At 57.2% G+C, this 16,936-nt stretch carries 12 protein-coding genes and 1 riboswitch; of the genes, 10 read left to right on the top strand and 2 right to left on the bottom strand.

The window, feature by feature from the left end; all coding sequences use genetic code 11:
- The first annotated feature begins 441 nt into the window (after positions 1–441).
- Positions 442–2,034, top strand: coding sequence for a carbohydrate porin (locus QA645_RS38595; RefSeq protein ID WP_283046270.1), 1,593 nt, complete (start codon positions 442–444; stop codon positions 2,032–2,034).
- 227 nt (positions 2,035–2,261) lie between these two features.
- Entirely contained in the window at positions 2,262–3,656 is a 1,395-nt protein-coding gene (locus QA645_RS38590; protein WP_283046269.1) for an aspartate ammonia-lyase, read from the top strand.
- A 155-nt stretch (positions 3,657–3,811) separates the two neighbouring features.
- On the opposite strand, the gene QA645_RS38585 is transcribed toward QA645_RS38590, so the two are convergent.
- Together QA645_RS38585 and QA645_RS38580 are read right to left on the bottom strand one after the other, a co-directional pair.
- On the bottom strand, positions 3,812–4,969 hold the full coding sequence (locus QA645_RS38585) for a ribonucleotide-diphosphate reductase subunit beta (RefSeq protein WP_283046268.1): 1,158 nt from the start codon (positions 4,967–4,969) through the stop codon (positions 3,812–3,814).
- 10 nt (positions 4,970–4,979) lie between these two features.
- Positions 4,980–7,883, bottom strand: a complete 2,904-nt coding sequence (locus tag QA645_RS38580) for a ribonucleoside-diphosphate reductase subunit alpha (protein WP_283046267.1) — start codon at positions 7,881–7,883, stop codon at positions 4,980–4,982.
- 120 nt (positions 7,884–8,003) lie between these two features.
- Positions 8,004–8,218: riboswitch (cobalamin riboswitch) on the bottom strand.
- Positions 8,219–8,905: 687 nt separating this feature from the next.
- On the opposite strand from QA645_RS38580, the gene QA645_RS38575 reads away from it, so the two are divergent.
- From QA645_RS38575 to ugpC, 8 genes are all read left to right on the top strand, one after another.
- Entirely contained in the window at positions 8,906–9,586 is a 681-nt protein-coding gene (locus QA645_RS38575; RefSeq protein WP_283046266.1) for an HAD hydrolase-like protein, read from the top strand.
- Between the two features lie 440 nt (positions 9,587–10,026).
- On the top strand, positions 10,027–11,406 hold the full coding sequence (locus QA645_RS38570) for an extracellular solute-binding protein (protein WP_283046265.1): 1,380 nt from the start codon (positions 10,027–10,029) through the stop codon (positions 11,404–11,406).
- A gap of 85 nt (positions 11,407–11,491) precedes the next feature.
- Positions 11,492–12,427, top strand: a complete 936-nt coding sequence (locus tag QA645_RS38565; protein ID WP_283046264.1) for a sugar ABC transporter permease — start codon at positions 11,492–11,494, stop codon at positions 12,425–12,427.
- Positions 12,428–12,438: 11 nt separating this feature from the next.
- Positions 12,439–13,299, top strand: a complete 861-nt coding sequence (locus QA645_RS38560) for a carbohydrate ABC transporter permease (protein ID WP_283046263.1) — start codon at positions 12,439–12,441, stop codon at positions 13,297–13,299.
- Entirely contained in the window at positions 13,296–14,237 is a 942-nt protein-coding gene (locus QA645_RS38555; protein WP_283046262.1) for a ribokinase, read from the top strand. The genes QA645_RS38560 and QA645_RS38555 overlap by 4 nt, the downstream gene beginning before the upstream one ends.
- On the top strand, positions 14,234–15,004 hold the full coding sequence (locus tag QA645_RS38550; protein WP_283046261.1) for a glucose 1-dehydrogenase: 771 nt from the start codon (positions 14,234–14,236) through the stop codon (positions 15,002–15,004). Before QA645_RS38555 ends, QA645_RS38550 begins: the two co-directional genes overlap by 4 nt.
- Positions 14,997–15,824: an HAD-IIA family hydrolase gene (locus tag QA645_RS38545; protein WP_283046260.1), complete on the top strand. Its 828-nt coding sequence runs from the start codon at positions 14,997–14,999 to the stop codon at positions 15,822–15,824. The genes QA645_RS38550 and QA645_RS38545 overlap by 8 nt, the downstream gene beginning before the upstream one ends.
- Complete coding sequence (gene ugpC, locus QA645_RS38540) at positions 15,824–16,936, top strand: sn-glycerol-3-phosphate ABC transporter ATP-binding protein UgpC (RefSeq protein ID WP_283046259.1); 1,113 nt, start codon at positions 15,824–15,826, stop codon at positions 16,934–16,936. Before QA645_RS38545 ends, ugpC begins: the two co-directional genes overlap by 1 nt.

Here is a 16,936-nt window from a genome sequence, read left to right as displayed (position 1 = left end):
CGACAAAAAGTGTTTTGCGCGCCAACCTGATTTCCCATCCGCAATAGTCTCAATTGTTGCCCAGCTGCAGCCATGAACTTCTAATTCGCAGGCTCGTTCTGTTCAACTTCGCGGCCTTCCGCTTTCAAGAGACTCGCTATGACGCTAACCTATTCCAGCATACGATCCGTTCCAATCGTCTCGGCGAGGAAGTAAAGAACGCTTTGGGCGTCGTCTAGTATATCGATGAATCCCTGTCCTGACGCCGTCCTCGCATCTCTGCGAGGCACGGGAGTCAGAGAAACGAGCGCTATTTGATCGCTTCCCATGGGGCGAGGGCGCAAATCGAGGAGCAATGCGCCGCGGCTCGTGTCACCTACCAACCTTAGCAATTGATGCAGATGTAGGACACATGGCAATCGTGGACGGCGAAGTGCGGCCTCATACGTTAAGGAAGTCGGGATGCAATATGGATCTGACGACGCCAGCAGGCGTAACGGATCTGCTGTCTCGTCATCCGCCGGCGCACAAAGATGGGTTGCTGTCGCACTGTCCCTCGCTGCCACCCCCCTTGGGGAGACGGCGCTGGCACAAGCTGCCACCATGCCTGGCCCACAAAGCGGCACTCCCAATAAGATGACTCAGGGAGGAATTCAGAAGAAGAACCGCCCCGCTCCGCTCCCGCGAAGCTCCCCGTCCCAACCACCTGTCCATCTCATCACTCACGAGACCCTGGCACAAACTGCCAATGCATTTGCAGCAAAACAGGACAGTGCGGTTCTAGTTGTAAACAGCAGAACTCAACAAAAGGTCGATCCATTTGCAAAGTTCGAGGGCCTCCGCGAAAAAGGTATGTGGCTCGGTATTCCTGGCCCGGCCGATACGATAGATCAGGATTACGGCGGCGTTAGATCTGCGCTAGCGGAAGTCGGGATCGGCTATATTGGCGGGACAGTAAACACCTTTGTCACCAATCAACTGCCGAATGCGGCGAGGAGCACCATCCGCGATCAGCTATATGCTGGTCAGAACCCCACATTTAATACCCTAAACTTCATGATCGTAACGTACGATCTCAGTCGATTTGGGATTCCCGATGGTCAGATCATCGTAGGAGCCCAGCAGCAGTATTGGACCTGGAAGCCCGGGGGGCCAGATAGAGCGGGGATCAATACGATTGCCTATTATCAGACGCTATTTGAGGGGAAGCTCGAACTCAAAATGGGCTATCTCAGAAACATAAATGAGTTCGCAGGTACCGTGGTCGGAGGGAACGCAGCAGTAAACGTTTTTGGGGCTTCGTCCAACATTCTGTACCAGGCAGGCATGAGCAATAATGCTGCGCCTACACCAGCTCTCAATCTGAAGTACAATTTTGATGAACGCTTCTACAATAGGACGTCAATACAGCGCTCACTAAGTCCAGACGGTCAATTTGCACACATTGCTGAAAATCCGACCGGCTTAGAGTGGAGCACGGCTAACTCGGGCGTTCTTTTCCTCGACGAAGCGGGCTACAAGAACAAAGCTGCTCCAGGCTTGCCCGAGACTTGGTTGCGCGTAGGCGCCGGTTTCAACAATAGCAGCTTCACCGACTTGCAGCATCCGACTCTACCGAGAGCAAACGCGAATAGCATCTACTACGTTGCAGCCGACAGGCAACTCTGGCAGTCCGATCTCCAGGGTTCGGCAGTTCGTGGCATCTATGCAGGATTCTCTGCGATGTACGCGCCGCCGGACTTAAACAGAGTGAGCCAATATTACGAGCTCCGTCTTTATGCCAAGGGCTTGTTGGACAGCCGTCCACACGATCAGATTGCCCTTGTTGCCACCAACACTACGTGGAGTAACGTTGCAGTGGATGCTGCCAAGGGTAAGGGCCATCTTGTCCATCGCGACAGTACGGCTATTTCGGGAACATACACCGCGCATCTGGCGCCCGGGATATATTCAAGCGTGGGACTGACATACATCAACAACCCGACAAGCATCACATACACACCCAAAACAGGGCATGCGTTGAACGTCTTGGTATCCACGTCGGTATTCTTCTAAGCCGAGGAATAGAGGGCCGGCGAATGCGGAGCTTGGAAGCCCTCGTCGTCCGTCATGCTAGCGGGTTGGGCGAACATCGCAGCCGGCGCGCGTGAGAATGCCGCATAAGCGCTAGAGTTTAGCTTACAAATTAGCGACATCGGTCATTCGGTTGAATGTTTTACTGGTGATGCCTCGTCGGGATGTCGAGGGTCGTAGAAACACAGAAGGTTGCTGTGATGGTCCAAATGCGAATCGAGGAAGATATTCTCGGGAAGAGGGAGCTGCCTGCGGATGCACTCTACGGCATCAATACTGCTCGGGCTTTGGAGAACTTCCCACTCACGGGCCGTACGATTGCGGCGCTGCCTGAGTTTGTCCCCGCATTGGCGATTTTAAAAGAAGCCGCAGCGCTTGCCAATCTTGAGATCGGCGCGCTTTCAGCGCAGAAAGCAGAAGCCATCGTTGAGGCGTGCCAAGAGATCCGCGCCGGAAGGTACGATGCCCACCTCATTGTCGACGTGCTCGAAGGCTCAGGTGGGACATCCTCGAACATGAATCTCAATGAGGTGATTGCAAATCTGGCCGCGCGGCTAGCCGGAACGCCAGCTGGTGACTACTCCTTCGTCCATCCAAATGATCACGTCAATCTCAGTCAATCCACCAATGACGTGATTCCGACGGCCATCAAGCTTGCGATCTTTCGGGTATCAGAGGGGACTTCGCTTGCCTTGATGCAACTGGCCGCCGCCTTCTCGGAGAAGAAGAGGGAGCATTCCCAAACTATGCGGCTTGGCCGAACATGTTTGCAGGATGCAGTTCCGATGCTGTTCGGTCAGACGTTCGGGGGATATCAGGCGGTCATAGAACGCCATGCTAAGCATGTCCAGGAGTTGCGGCGCCAACTCTTGATCGTTCCGCTCGGGGGCACTGCGGTTGGTACCGGATTAAACGCGGGGCCCGGCTACAAACCGGCAATTTTCCGCCACTTATCAGCTCTGATTGGCCATGAAATCAAACCAGCCGCCGATCCATTCGATGGGATGCAGAACTTAGACGCGTGTGCCCGGTTGTCAGCTGAAGTCCGAAATTCCGCAAATTCTCTCTGGAAGATAGCCAACGACCTCATTGTGCTTTCGTCAGGCCCTGTCGGCGCCGTCGGAGAAGTTGCGTTGCCTGCGATCCAGGCTGGATCTTCGATCATCCCCGGCAAGGTGAATCCAGTTGTTCCAATAGCGGTGTGCCAAGCAGCGTTTGCTATCGCCGGGAACGATGCGGCCGTAGCAATGGCCTGCCAACAGGGACTGCTGGAAATCAATTGCTACGGCATGCTGGTTTGCGATCGCCTGATCGATTCTATCACTCTTCTCGAACGTTCCGCGACCATCCTGCGCGAACGGTGTGTGCGCTCGCTTACTGTGAATGAGGAGCGGTGCCAGCAGAATCTGCTCGCGTCGTCTGGGCTAGCAGCAGCGCTGGTACCCCAGTTCGGCTACGCAAAGGTGGCCGCAATCGTGGGGTCAGCGCATCATGAGCATCGACCGTTTCTCAAGATCGCTATCGATCGTGGATTGCTGGGGGAGAAAGACGTGCATTCACTCATGCGCCGTGCTGCCGATGTATCTACGAGCACGGCGGAGTGAGACATATCTGCCAAGCGACAAGTCACGAAGTCTCATAGCAGGGATCGTTTGGATGACGTTCTTCTGCAAGCTTTCGCTTTGGCAATGGCGCGCATCAAGGGCCGAACGACCTCGCAAAGTGTTGCGAGGTCTTCTGGCGATCGCTCTGCCTCAGGTTATTCCCAAGTCAGTGCGCCTCCGTTCTGATATTCGATGACGCGGGTTTCGAAGAAGTTTTTCTCCTTCTTCAGGTCCATCGTCTCCGACATCCAGGGGAACGGGTTCTCGACCTCGGCGAATACAGGCGAAAGTCCGATCTGCGCGCAGCGCCGGTTCGCGATGAAGTGCATGTACTGCTCGCACAGAGCCGCGTTCAGGCCGAGGAACCCCCGCGGCATGGTATCGCGGCCGTAAGCGGCTTCGAGCCCGGTTGCGTCACGAAGCATGCCGCGAACCTCATCCTGTAAGGCGGGTGTCCACAGGTGCGGGTTCTCGATCTTGATCTGGTTGATGACATCGAGACCGAAATTCAGGTGAATGCTCTCATCGCGCAGGATGTACTGATACTGTTCGGCGATGCCGACCATCTTGTTGCGGCGGCCGAGCGATAGGATCTGAGCAAATCCGGTGTAGAACCACATGCCTTCGAAAACGACGTAGAAGGCAACGAGATCGCGCAGGAAGGCGCGGCCATCGTCCGGCGTGCCGGTCTCGAACGACGGATTGGCGAGGTGCTGCGTGTGTTTGAGCGCCCAAGCCGCCTTGTCGGTGATCGAGGGCACCTCGCGGTACATGTTGAACAGCTCACCCTCATCCAGCCCAAGGCTTTCGACGATGTACTGGAAGGTATGGGTGTGGACTGCCTCCTCGAACGCCTGCCGCAAGAGGTACTGCCGGCACTCGGGGTTGGTGAGGTGGCGATAGATCGCCATCACGATGTTGTTGGCGACAAGCGATTCCGAAGCGGCGAAGAAGCCGAGATTGCGCTTTATCGCGTGCCGCTCGTCCTCCGTCAGCCCGTTGCGCGACTTCCACAAAGCGATATCAGACTGCATCGAGACTTCGGTCGGCATCCAGTGATTGTTGCAAGCAGAGAGATACTTCTCCCAAGCCCATTTGTACTTCAGCGGCAGGAGCTGGTTGACGTCGGCGCGGCAGTTGATCATCTGCTTCTCATCGACCGACACGCGGCCGCCAGCACGATCGATCGCACCGAGGCCAGTTGGATCGGCCGCCTCAAGCGTGAGCCGGGTCTTTGGAGGTAGGGTGGTGGTGAGGCTTGGGACGGCGGGAGGCGCCGCAACGATCGTTTCGGCATTGGACCAATCGAGCATCGTCATCTCCTTACTGGCAGGCGTCGCATTCGGGATCGTTGATATGGCAGGGGTTCATGCCGTCCAAGTCCGGCGCCGCAATAGCGGGGACGACAACCGGCGCGTATGAAATCGCGGCTGAGGCGGACACGGCGTTGAGCTTGCCATCAGTGCCCTTCAGGGTCGATTTCTCGACATGGGTGGCACTGTGAGATCGCAGATAATACGTGGTCTTCAATCCACGGCGCCAGGCCAAGCGGTAAAGTGCGTCTAGTGTCTTGCCAGATGGATTGGCGATGTAGAGGTTGAGCGACTGCGACTGGTCGATCCATTTTTGCCGTCGCGCACCCGCTTCAATCAGCCAGGAACTGTCGACCTCGAAGGCTGTCGCATAGAGATGCTTGAGATCATCGGGCACCCGATCGATCTGGCCGACGCTGCCGTCGAAATATTTTAGGTCGGAGATCATCACCTCATCCCACAGACCGCGAGCCTTGAGATCGCGGACCAAGAGCCCGTTCACGACCGTGAAGTCCCCCGACATGTTCGATTTGACGAAGAGGTTTTGATAGTTTGGCTCGATCGACTGCGACACGCCGCAGATGTTGGAGATCGTTGCCGTTGGCGCGATCGCCATGACATTGGAGTTGCGCATGCCGCCAGCGACGACCTTCTTGCGCAGGCGATCCCAGTCCAGGGTCGAGGAGCGGTCGACATCGAGTCCGCCGCGGGCATCCTTAAGAAGTTGGATAGAGTCGAGCGGCAAAATACCTTTCGACCAGAGCGAGCCCGCGAAGCTCGGATAGCGTCCGCGTTCGGTTGCGAGATCTGACGACGCCTCGATGGCGTGGAAGGAGATCGCCTCCATGCTGATATCCGCAAACGTGACCGCCTTATCCGACGCGATCGGGATGCGCTGGAGCTGAAGCGCCTCCTGGAAGCCCATCAGGCCGAGACCTACCGGGCGGTGGCGCATGTTGGACCGACGCGCCTCCGGGATGGTGTATAAGTTAATGTCGATGACGTTGTCGAGCATCCGCACAGCGGTCCTAACCGTCCGCTTCAGCTTGGCATGGTCGACCCCGTCGGCGCCGACATGACTAAGCAGATTGACGGAGCCGAGATTGCAAACGGCGACCTCATCGGCCGAAGTGTTTAGCGTGATCTCGGTGCAAAGATTCGAGGAATGGATCACGCCCATGTGGCGCTGTGGCGAGCGCAGGTTGCAGGGGTCTTTGAAGGTAATCCAGGGATGGCCGGTTTCGAACAACATGGTCAACATGCGACGCCAAAGGTCGGTGGCGCGCACTGTTTTAAAGAGGCGCATGCCGCCGGCCTTCGCTCTCGCTTCATAGGCCTCGTAGGCCGTCCTGAATGTCTCGCCGTAGAGATCATGCAAGTCTGGCGTCTCGTCCGGCGAGAACAGCGTCCACTCGCCGTCGGCATCGACGCGCTGCATGAACAGGTCCGGCACCCAGTTCGCGGTGTTCATGTCGTGGGTGCGGCGGCGGTCGTCGCCTGTGTTCTTGCGAAGATCGAGGAATTCCTCGATGTCGAGGTGCCAGGTTTCAAGGTAAGCGCAGACCGCGCCCTTGCGCTTTCCACCCTGGTTGACGGCGATCGCGGTGTCGTTGGCAACTTTGAGGAACGGGATGATGCCCTGGCTCTCGCCATTGGTGCCCTTGATGTGAGCGCCTAAGCCGCGAACTGGCGTCCAGTCATTGCCGAGGCCACCCGAATATTTGGCGAGCAACGCATTGTCCTTGATCGATTTGAAAATGCCGTCGAGATTATCGGCGACGGTGGTGAGAAAGCAGGACGACAACTGCGGATGCAGCGTGCCAGAATTGAACAGGGTGGGTGTCGAGGCCATAAAGTCGAAAGATGACAATAGATCGTAGAACTCGATCGCCTTTGCCTCGCGATCGATCTCGCGCAGCGCCAGCCCCATCGCAACCCGCATGAAGAAAGCCTGCGGCAGTTCGATCCGTTTGCCGTGCTGATGCAGGAAGTAGCGGTCGTAAAGCGTCTGAAGTCCGAGGAACTGGAAGTTCAGGTCGCGTTCCGGCTTCAGCGCCGCCGCTATGCTGTGGAGATCGAAGCGGGCGAGTTCGGGATCGAGCAGCTCGGCGGCGATCCCGACTTTCACATAGGTCGGAAAGTATTCAGCATAGCGCGTCGCCATGTCCGCTTGCGAGGCCGACGTCGCAACGCCATGAACGCGCGAGAGTACCTCGCCGCGGAGCTTGTCGAGCAGCAAACGGGCGCTGACGTAAGCATAGTTTGGCTCGTGCTCGACCAGCGTGCGTGCTGCCATGATCAAAGCCTGCGCTAGCTCGTCCTGGCTGATGCCGTCGTAGAGATTGCGGGTGGTCTCTGCCAGCACCGGCTTCACAGCGACGCCATCGAGGCCGGCGCAGGCTTCGCCGATGATCAGCGCGAGGCGACTGGTATCCAGCCCGACACGCGAACCATCCGCCAACGTGACGTGAAGGGTCGAATCGCTGGCGGGCGTCGGCTGCGCGGCTGCCTCCTGGGCTCGCTGACGCGTGCGCTCTTCGCGATACAACACATAGGCGCGTGCGACCTTGTGGTTCTCACTACGCATCAAGGCGAGTTCGACCCGATCCTGAACATCCTCGATGTGGAAGGTGCGTCCTTCGCTGGCGCGCCGCATCAGCGCGGTGACGACCTCGGCGGTCAATTGCTCAACGCTCTCATGCACGCGGCGCGAGGCGGTTGCCGTGGTGCCTTCGACGGCCAGAAAGGCCTTGGTCATGGCCACCGCAATCTTGGCAGAGTCAAACGGGGTCACCTTGCCGTTGCGGCGGATGATCTGCATGGCCGGCTCGCTGGAAGCACCCGCAAGTGACTGTGGACGGAAGTGGATGATGGGTGCGGATGCGGTGTCCGCGTCATGTAGGTTCAGTGACATCAATAGGCCCCGTGATGCGTGTTGTGTTTGAACGGGGCTGTAGGCAAGGGCGCTGCAAAAACGCCGGCACTGGAGGTGCCGAACAGTGCATGCAAGCGACCGCCGGGACACCCCGCCCGTGGACGTTCTGATCATCACGGCAGGTCTCCTGGCTCGCAGGTCGTTGCACTTCCTGTCTTCCCGGCGCAGTCGCACCAGTGACGTCGTTCGGAAGCAGCTCGCTGCTGACAGTTGCGGGGGCAGCGCCGGAATTCCGCGCGCAAGGCGCAGTTCACCGGCTTCCCTCTTAGCCACTAGATCTTGCAATCAAGTGGACCGTGATGCCGATATGTAGTGACTCTCGGGACGCGCTGTCAACAGCTGATGAACGTACCGGCGCGGATTTGCTTGTGGAGTGCTGAAATCTCAGGGGCTTCTGCTTCTGACCTCTCTTGATTCCGATGGGCGTTGTCATCGACACCGAGAGAGCGGCCAGGCTTGCGCAGCCGCGTTAGCGAGTCGGCCACGAATTTGGCTCTCTCCTTTCTAGGACAGTGAAGTTTGGAAGGACTCCGTCCGGTTAGCCTTTGCTATTTAGTACCGATGTCGCGTTCCAGACAATGTGTTGCGACTTCGACGAGTTGTGAGCAATGCCGCTTCACAAGACTGTCGTGTTTTTCGGGTGATGACCGGTGAGATGGGTCGAGTCACTTTGTTTGTGCAGTGGTACGACGCTTGCTTAAGATCGTCAGACGATGTGTTCACGTAGCCTATGCCGAACTTATCCTCGCGCAGAGGCTGCGCTCCTCAACAAGAAGATTATCATGTCGGATGTTTCCCGCTCGTTTCTCTCACGCTAACCCGTATCCCATCTGCCCTTCCTAGTTCTCGTATCGTCGCTAACGTGCAAGCATGATGGTATCGATCTCTCATCATCCACGTTCGAGATGCTAACGGCAGAAGGGCAGAAGCGTGCGAATAGAATCTTGCGGAATTCAACGGCGGATCTTCCCTATGCGCAATCCACTCCTGAAAGTCGAATCATGAAACCTGCTCTTGTATTCGATTGGAATGGCACGTTGCTCGACGATGCGCACGTGCTACTACAGACGACGAATACAATACTGGATCGCTTTGGTCGCAGAACTATCGATATGGCTACGTTTCGCGACCACTGCGATGTCCCGCTTTCTATCCTCTATCGCAGTCTGGGAATGTCGGACTCGGAAATTGCCGACATGGATCGAGATGCGGGTGCAATGTTTCACGACACCTACGAACATTTTGCGGGCAAAACTGATCTGCGCGAAGGCGCTCGTAGAATTCTGGAAATCGCGCGCCAGCAAGACGCTTCGTCCATCATCGTGAGTAACCATATCGCTGAGCCTCTCCGATCGCAATTGCGAAGGCTTGGAATTAATGACTACATTAATGAGGTGATCGCTTTTGAAAGCCGCGCCACGCAGTTCAAGTCAATGACCAAAGGGGAGCGGCTTCGTCGCTATATTCAAGAGAATGACATCAAGCCTTCGGCGACCTTTATCATCGGCGATATGCCAGTCGAAACGAATATTGCTCGCGACCTCGGGCTCATAAGCGTATCCATTACCGGCGGATTTGTCTCCGATTCGCGATTGCAGGCAGCAGAACCGGACTACATCATTCGCAGCCATCACGAGCTGTTGCCGATTCTGCAGGGGCATGGCTTTTTCCGGGATGCATAAGCGATAATCAAAGAACAATACCTGTTGTCCTGTTGGAGCGATGCCGCATGCGCCGTCACTAGGCTGAGAATGCCACGACCGGCGCGTTATAGAGCGTCGCGTTTATTGTAGCGGCTAGGAATGGAATTGAACTATTCTGCCGGTTTTCTCGCGGCAGGGCTGCGCGAGTTCGCGCACTTGGGCCATTCCGGTTGATGACATTCCGGGCCGCCTATCAGCCGGTTCGCCACGATGACGGTCCGGCACCGAGAGCTACCGCCGCGCCTACCGATCCAAGACGTAGTTGGCTCGTCATTCTCACATTACCCAAACTTACCCAATCTTCGTCTGGAAAGGCCGCTTACGGCTGATAGCGGCGGCTAGCCTTCACGCTGCTGCGGCCTCTGCAAGAGGAGAGGCACGTGGGTTTGTGGGCCAAAGAGCCCATATCGGAGGGGAACATGCTAAGGACACTCGCCGTTTTGCGCGGCCATTCGGCCAATTTTATCAAGAAAGCTCTTATCTGCTCCATGCTTTTGGCCGGAGCGGCCATCACCCAAGCTAATGCGGACGACATCAACTGGCGCCAATTCGAAGGCACATCGATCGTCTGGGCCTACGACATTCATCCCTATGCCGATGCGGTCGCGGCCCAGTTGCCCGAATTCGAGAAACTCTCCGGCATCAAAGTGACGCCCGAGCTTTATCCGGACGACGCCTATTGGAATAAGCTGACCATCCAGCTCAGCACAAAATCGCCGAGCTGGGACGTCGTGGGGACGGGCATTCAACCGGCCTGGGATCTTGCGCCAGGCCAATTGCTCGAGCCACTCGACCGTTATCTAAACGATCCTAAACTCACCGCGGCCGGCTACGACTACAAAGATTTCTTCCCTGCCTTGCGGGATGCCCTGACCTGGAAGGTCAAGGAAGGGCAGATCGAGCCGGGAAGCGGGCAGGTGTGGGCCATCCCACATGGCTTCGAGAACATCCAGCTGTTCTATCGCAAGGACATCCTGGACAAGCACGGCATCAAGGTCCCGACCACGCCGCCGGAAATGTCCGTCGCTTGCGAGAAGCTCAGGGCTGCGGACCCCGCGATCACACCTTTGGGCGTGCGCGGTGTGCGGTTTTGGAGCAGCATCCACACCGCTGTGATCTCGATTGCCAGGTCCTACGGCGTGCATGATTTCATCATCAAGAATGGAAAGCTAGACACAGGCCTAGATGCACCCGAGTCTATCGCGTTTCACAAGGACTATGTGGACATGATCAAGAAATGCGCGGCTTTGTCCTTTGCCAACGACAACTGGTACCAAGTTGTCGATGGCATCAGTTCAGGACGCACGGCGATGGCGATCGATTCTAATATGTTCGGGTTTTGGAATGATGTGGCCGGCAAGCCCGCCTCAGGCAAGATCGCATTCGCGCCCCCCTTGCGGGCTCCGAACGGCAAGAACTTCGAATCCAACATCTGGATCTGGTCTCTTGCGATCAACGCTGCTTCTCAAAAGAAGGCGGCAGCCTGGCTGTTCATCCAGTGGGCAACCTCAAAGCAGGTCGAGCTGAACGGTGCTGTCGCTGGCAAGCTCGTCAACTCTCCGCGCGCCTCGACGTGGAGCGACAAGGCTTGGCTTGAATACGCGGCAAAGCCTGAGTTCAATAACTTCGTCGACACGTTCAAGACCGTGCAGGACAGGGCGCAGCTGGCCTTTACAGCCCGCGTCGGCTTTGGCGAGGCGATGAATGCCTGGGCCGTGGCGATGCAGAAAATGGTCAAGGGAGCTGACGTCAAGGCAACGCTATCCGACCTCGCCTCCGAAATCCGTTCGTCAATGTGAGGGTAAAAGGGGTGGCAAATCTAACCGCCGCCCCTTTGCATGTTAGAGATAAAGTGGGATGAACCTTCGAGGAGTCGGCGCAATCGTGACGCTGCTGTCTTCGGCCAGTCAACTTACCTCGTCAAAAGATGATCTGGTCAAGAACGCCGCGCCGGCGCGTCTCGACTGGTGGAGTATTGCCGCGATTGCTCCAGCGATCGCCATATTGCTTGGATTTCTTTTCCTGTTCTTCTATGGCGTATTTCAGTCGCTGACTGACCTCAAGTTCGGTCGGCCGCTGGTTCACTTCATTGGCCTCAACAACTACGCAGCGCTCATCAAGACAGATGATTTCTGGAATAGCATCCGAGCCACTCTGGTGTATGCCGGATCGGCGGTCCTTGCAGAGGCCGCGTTCGGTCTTGCACTTGCCAAGCTGTTCGCAACTGAGGTGTTCCTGGCACGCGTGATGCGGCCCGTCATCCTCTTGCCACTCGTCCTGCCGCCCATGAGCGTTGCCCTCATGTGGACAACAATGATGGATCCGCAAAACGGGATCATGAACTATTTATTGTCCCTTGCCGGCATCAGCCGATTTGCGTGGATTTCGGATCCGAACACCGCGATATTCTCCCTGGTCCTCATCGATGTATGGACTTACACGCCATTCTTCGCACTGATCATCTTCGCTGGCCTTCAGGGGATCAATGAAGAGGTGAGGGAAGCCGCCCGCGTCAATGGCGCAAAGGGGTGGGCAACTTTTCTGCATATCGAGTTGCCGCTGATCGCTCCCTACATTCTGATCGCCGCGGTGTTTCGGCTGATCGAATCCCTCAACCAGTTCGACATTATCTTCGGGACAACGCAAGGCGGGCCTGGAAACAGCACCTCCGTACTTTCGGTGCGCGCCTATATCACCGCATTCCAAAATCTCGCTTTTGGACGTGGTGCCGCCCTTATGGTCGTCAATTGGATGATCGTGCTGGTCGGGACGTTCGCTATGGTCAAGTTGTGGCGCTTCGTCCGCCTGCGTGTCAGCTGAGGAGGCAATTTATGCGATTGAAACGCGCAACCTCCACAAATGTGATCCTCAACCTGCTCGTCGCCACCTGCGCATTGATCCTGACCTTTCCGCTCATCTGGATCGTGATGATGTCGCTGAAAGAGCAGGCGGAGGTCATGACCTGGCCACCAACCTTCCTATTCTCGCCGACACTGGAAAACTTCCGTGTCCTGTTTGATGTAGCCCAGGCAGGAGCAACGAGCTATGGCACGATCAAAGTCGAGTTTTTGACGCCAATCACCAACAGCGTCCTCATAGCTCTGGGCTCTGTCATCCTCTCCTTAGCTGTGGGAGTTCCGGCCGGCTACGTTCTGGCGAGACGGGACGTACCTTTCAAGGAAGACATTGCCTTCTTCATTCTGGGTTTCCGTTTCGCCCCCGTGCTTCTAGTGGTCATCCCGCTCTTCAGTATTTTCCAGGCGATTGGATTATATGACACCTATATCGGCATGATCTGGGTCTACCAGGTCGTCACATTGCCGATGATCGTTTGGCTGAGTCGCTCCTATATCGAAGACATCCCGAAAGAGATCGAGGAGGCGGCCGCCATGGATGGCGCCAAGCCGATTAGGGTTGTGCTGCACATCGTGCTGCCGCTTTTGAAGCCCGGCCTGATCGGCGCCTCGTTGCTCATCTTCCTCCTGGCCTGGCACAATTTCGCCCTCGGTCTGATTCTCAGTTCGACCAAGGCGCCCGTGACCGTCGCTCTTCTCAAGCTGCTCAATCCCGGCGTGCAGTTCTATCCCGTCATGGCCGCAGGGCTAGTTGTTACAATGATCATTCCTGTCATTTTGATCGTCATCGGACAGCATCACCTCGAACGTGGCCTTACCTTTGGTGCCGTAAAATGAGTGCCAGGCCATTGATGTTCTTTGGAACGACCAATCTTGATCTATGCTTCCAGGTCGAGCGGCTTCCAATGCCAGGTGAAAGCGTGTTGGGCGCGCTGATCCGCTACGCTGGAGGCAAAGGCGCCAATCAGGCCGTTGCTGCGGCCCGCCTTGGGCTCGAGCCACACTTCTACACGCGTCTTGGCGATGATGACGCCGGTCGTTTTTTGCTGCAGTCGCTACGGGACGCCGGCGTTCGCGCGGACGCAATCAAGGTGTCGCCGGGGGAAATCTCGGGCTCGGCCCTGGTCATGGTCAGTGACGATGGCTCCAATATGATCGTCATAGACCCGGGCGCCAATCTGAACGTGACGCCAGACATGGTCGAGAGCGCGGCCGAGTTCATAGAGCGCGACGCGATCGTGGTCGCTGAAATGGGCATGCCGATCGAAGCGCTCAATCGGCTCTTCGAGATGAAGCGCGACAAGGGCTTTGATCTCGTTTTTAACCCAGCGCCGGTGAGGCCGGGACTTTCATCAGCCGCGTGGAAAAGCGTTGATTTCGTCACGCCGAACCAGACAGAAGCCTTCGAGTTAACAGGAGTCGAGGTCTGCGACTTCAACAGCGCCGCCAACGCCGCCTTGAAGCTTCTTGATCTCGGGCCTCGTGCTGCGCTGATTACCCTCGGGGCGCAAGGAGCTTATTACGCCGACGCAACGCGCTCCATCGCTCTGAGTGCCTTTCCCGTCAAGGTTGTTGATACCACGGCCGCAGGAGATGCCTTTAATGGAGCGTTCGCCGCGTCACTGGCACAGCGCTTGCCTTTGAGAGAAGCCGTAAGAAGGGCCCTGGCAGTGGGCGCCCTATGTGTGACGCGCCGCGGCGCTCAAGCCTCCATGCCGAGTGCAGACGCCGTTCATGAGTTTTTGAAGTCCCAAACCATCCTGGAGTTGGAATGACCAAACAGTTCTCCGTTTCAGGCAGAACGGTGCTCGTGACCGGCGCGGGTGGCGGCATCGGGTCTGCCATTGTGAATGCGTTTCGGGCAGGAGGAGCGAACGTCCTTGCTACCGATGCTAACCTCGAAAGCCTCGAAGACATTTTGGCTGCCTTGCCCTACGGTAACGGCGCATTGCCGATGGCAATGGACGTCGCGCGCGAGGACGATGTCACCAGGGTTCTCGATGAGGTTGCTAGGCGCTTTGGCCGGCTCGACGTGCTGGTCAATAACGCCGGCATCAAATCCGCCCAGTCGCTGCTCGATGGCAATGCGCAGACTATTGAGCGTACAATTCAGATCAATTCGGTCGCTGTCTTGCGCTGCTCAAAACTGGCGATCGAACGCTTCATGAAGGCCAACGGCGGTCGCATCGTCAACGTTGGCTCCTCACTCTCTTCGCAGGGGGCAGTGTTCAACTACCAGGCCGGCGGCGCCGACTATTGCCTATCGAAAGCGATCGTTCACGACGTTACCAAGCTGCTTGCCTATGAATGCGCGCCCCTCAAGATCAATGTGAACGCGATCGCGCCCGGGATCATCGATACGCCGATGCATGGGCGGCCACGTGAGGAGACCGAAGCCCGGCACAGCGGCCGCATTCCGCTCGGGCGTGTGGGTGTGCCGGAGGATATCGCAGGGCTTGCGGTCTTCCTCGCGAGCCCCGCAGCGTCCTACATGACCGGGCAGATCGTGCACGTAAACGGTGGGATGCTGATGAATGGCTAGTACCGCTTCTGAGCTCAACTGGCCGCCCATCGAAGGGATCATTTCGGATCTGGATGGCGTCGTCTATCGTGGAAACGCTGCGATCGTTGAGGCCATTCAGGCATTTAAATCGTGGCAGGTCGCTCGATTGCCGTTCTGCTTCGTGACGAATAATTCGACGCACACTCCGGAAGAGGTCGCCCGCAAGCTGGAGAGTTTTGGGCTTGTTATCGGGTCGAAAGACGTTGTCACCAGCGCCGTCACCGCCGCTGAGCTTATTCGGGTCAAATATCCAGACCTTACGCGTGTGTTCGTCATTGGCGCGCCGTCTCTTGTGAATGCTGTGGCAGGCGTGGGGCTCGAGGTGACCGATCGGGAACCAGAAGCTGTGGTCATGGGGTTGGACCGTCAGATTACACATGAGAAGATGCGGATTGCCGTCGATGCTATCTTGAATGGGGCAGTATTCATCGGCACCAACCCCGATCTCCTCTTGCCCACCGAAGATGGATTCGAACCGGGCGCAGGAGCAACGATCACTGCTATCGCTGTGGCTACACAAGTCAAACCCTTGATCGTTGGCAAACCCGAGCCATACATGATCGAAACCGCACTGTCCCGCCTAGGAACAGCGCGCGGTGCCACGCTGATGATCGGCGATCAGATCCCGACGGATATTCAAGCTGGTAAGCGAGCTGGTCTTCCGGCCGTGCTGGTCACGACCGGCGTGCCGCCCCGTGAGGATCCATCTCTGGCGTCGCCGGATTTCATCGTGTCCAGCTTGGTAGAAATTGAGGTGCCGCCGGCGCTAGCTGAAAGCCCCCCACAGAGGAGAGCATAATGGCCGATGTTCGCCTGGAAGGCGTGAATAAAGCCTATGGGACTATCCAAGTCCTGCGCAATATCGACCTGACGATCGATCACGGTGAATTCGTCGTTTTCGTCGGGCCATCCGGATCCGGCAAGTCGACGCTGCTTCGAATGATCGGCGGACTGGAGCGCATCAGTGGAGGGCGGCTACTGATTGACAACGAGATCGTCAACGATGTTGACGCTGCTGACCGGAACCTCGGCATGGTGTTTCAGAGCTATGCTCTTTACCCGCACATGACCGTGCGAGAGAACCTGGCCTTTCCTCTGCGGATGGGCAGAGTGCCGAGGGCCGGGATTGATATCAGGGTGGCCGAAACTGCATCGTTGTTGCAGATCGACCATCTGTTGGATCGTAAGCCTCGACAACTATCAGGCGGACAGCGGCAGCGCGTGGCGATCGGGCGTGCCATCGTCCGCGAGCCCAAGGTGTTCCTGTTCGACGAGCCGCTGTCGAACCTGGACACGGAATTGCGGGGGCAAATGCGGGTTCAGATTGCGAAGCTGCACAAGCAGCTTGGGAATACCATGATCTACGTGACCCACGACCAGGTCGAGGCCATGACGATGGCTGACAAGATCGTCGTGCTCAAGGACGGCAATATCGAGCAAGTGGGCACCCCGCACGATCTCTATCACAATCCGGCGTCTCGCTTCGTAGCCGGATTCATTGGCTCGCCCAAGATGAATTTCCTCAATGGCCATGTCGAGGCGGCGCACGAGACCGGCATGGACGTCAGGCTCGACGCGGGTGCGACGCTCTCCGTGCCCGTCCACCCCGATCAACTGCTTGTCGGCAAGCCGATCACGCTCGGGATTCGCCCGGACGATTTTTCTCCATCCGCGGCGGAGAAGACTGACATCGGAATCGAGCTCGATGTCGATTTCATCGAGCATCTTGGCAGCGTCACCTACGTCTACGGCAACGCTGGGAGGGAAACGGTCGTTGCCAAAGCGCCGACGCTGGAGCCGCCCAAAAGGTCTGGCAAGGTTCGTCTTGCGGCTTCGCCTGCGAACTGCCACCTCTTCACGACGAACGGCAAAGCGTTACGACGGTTGCACGCGCCCGCAAATTGGAGCTAG

This window comes from Bradyrhizobium sp. CIAT3101 (assembly GCF_029714945.1).
GTDB lineage: Bacteria > Pseudomonadota > Alphaproteobacteria > Rhizobiales > Xanthobacteraceae > Bradyrhizobium.
This window is presented reverse-complemented; position numbering and strand designations above follow the sequence as displayed.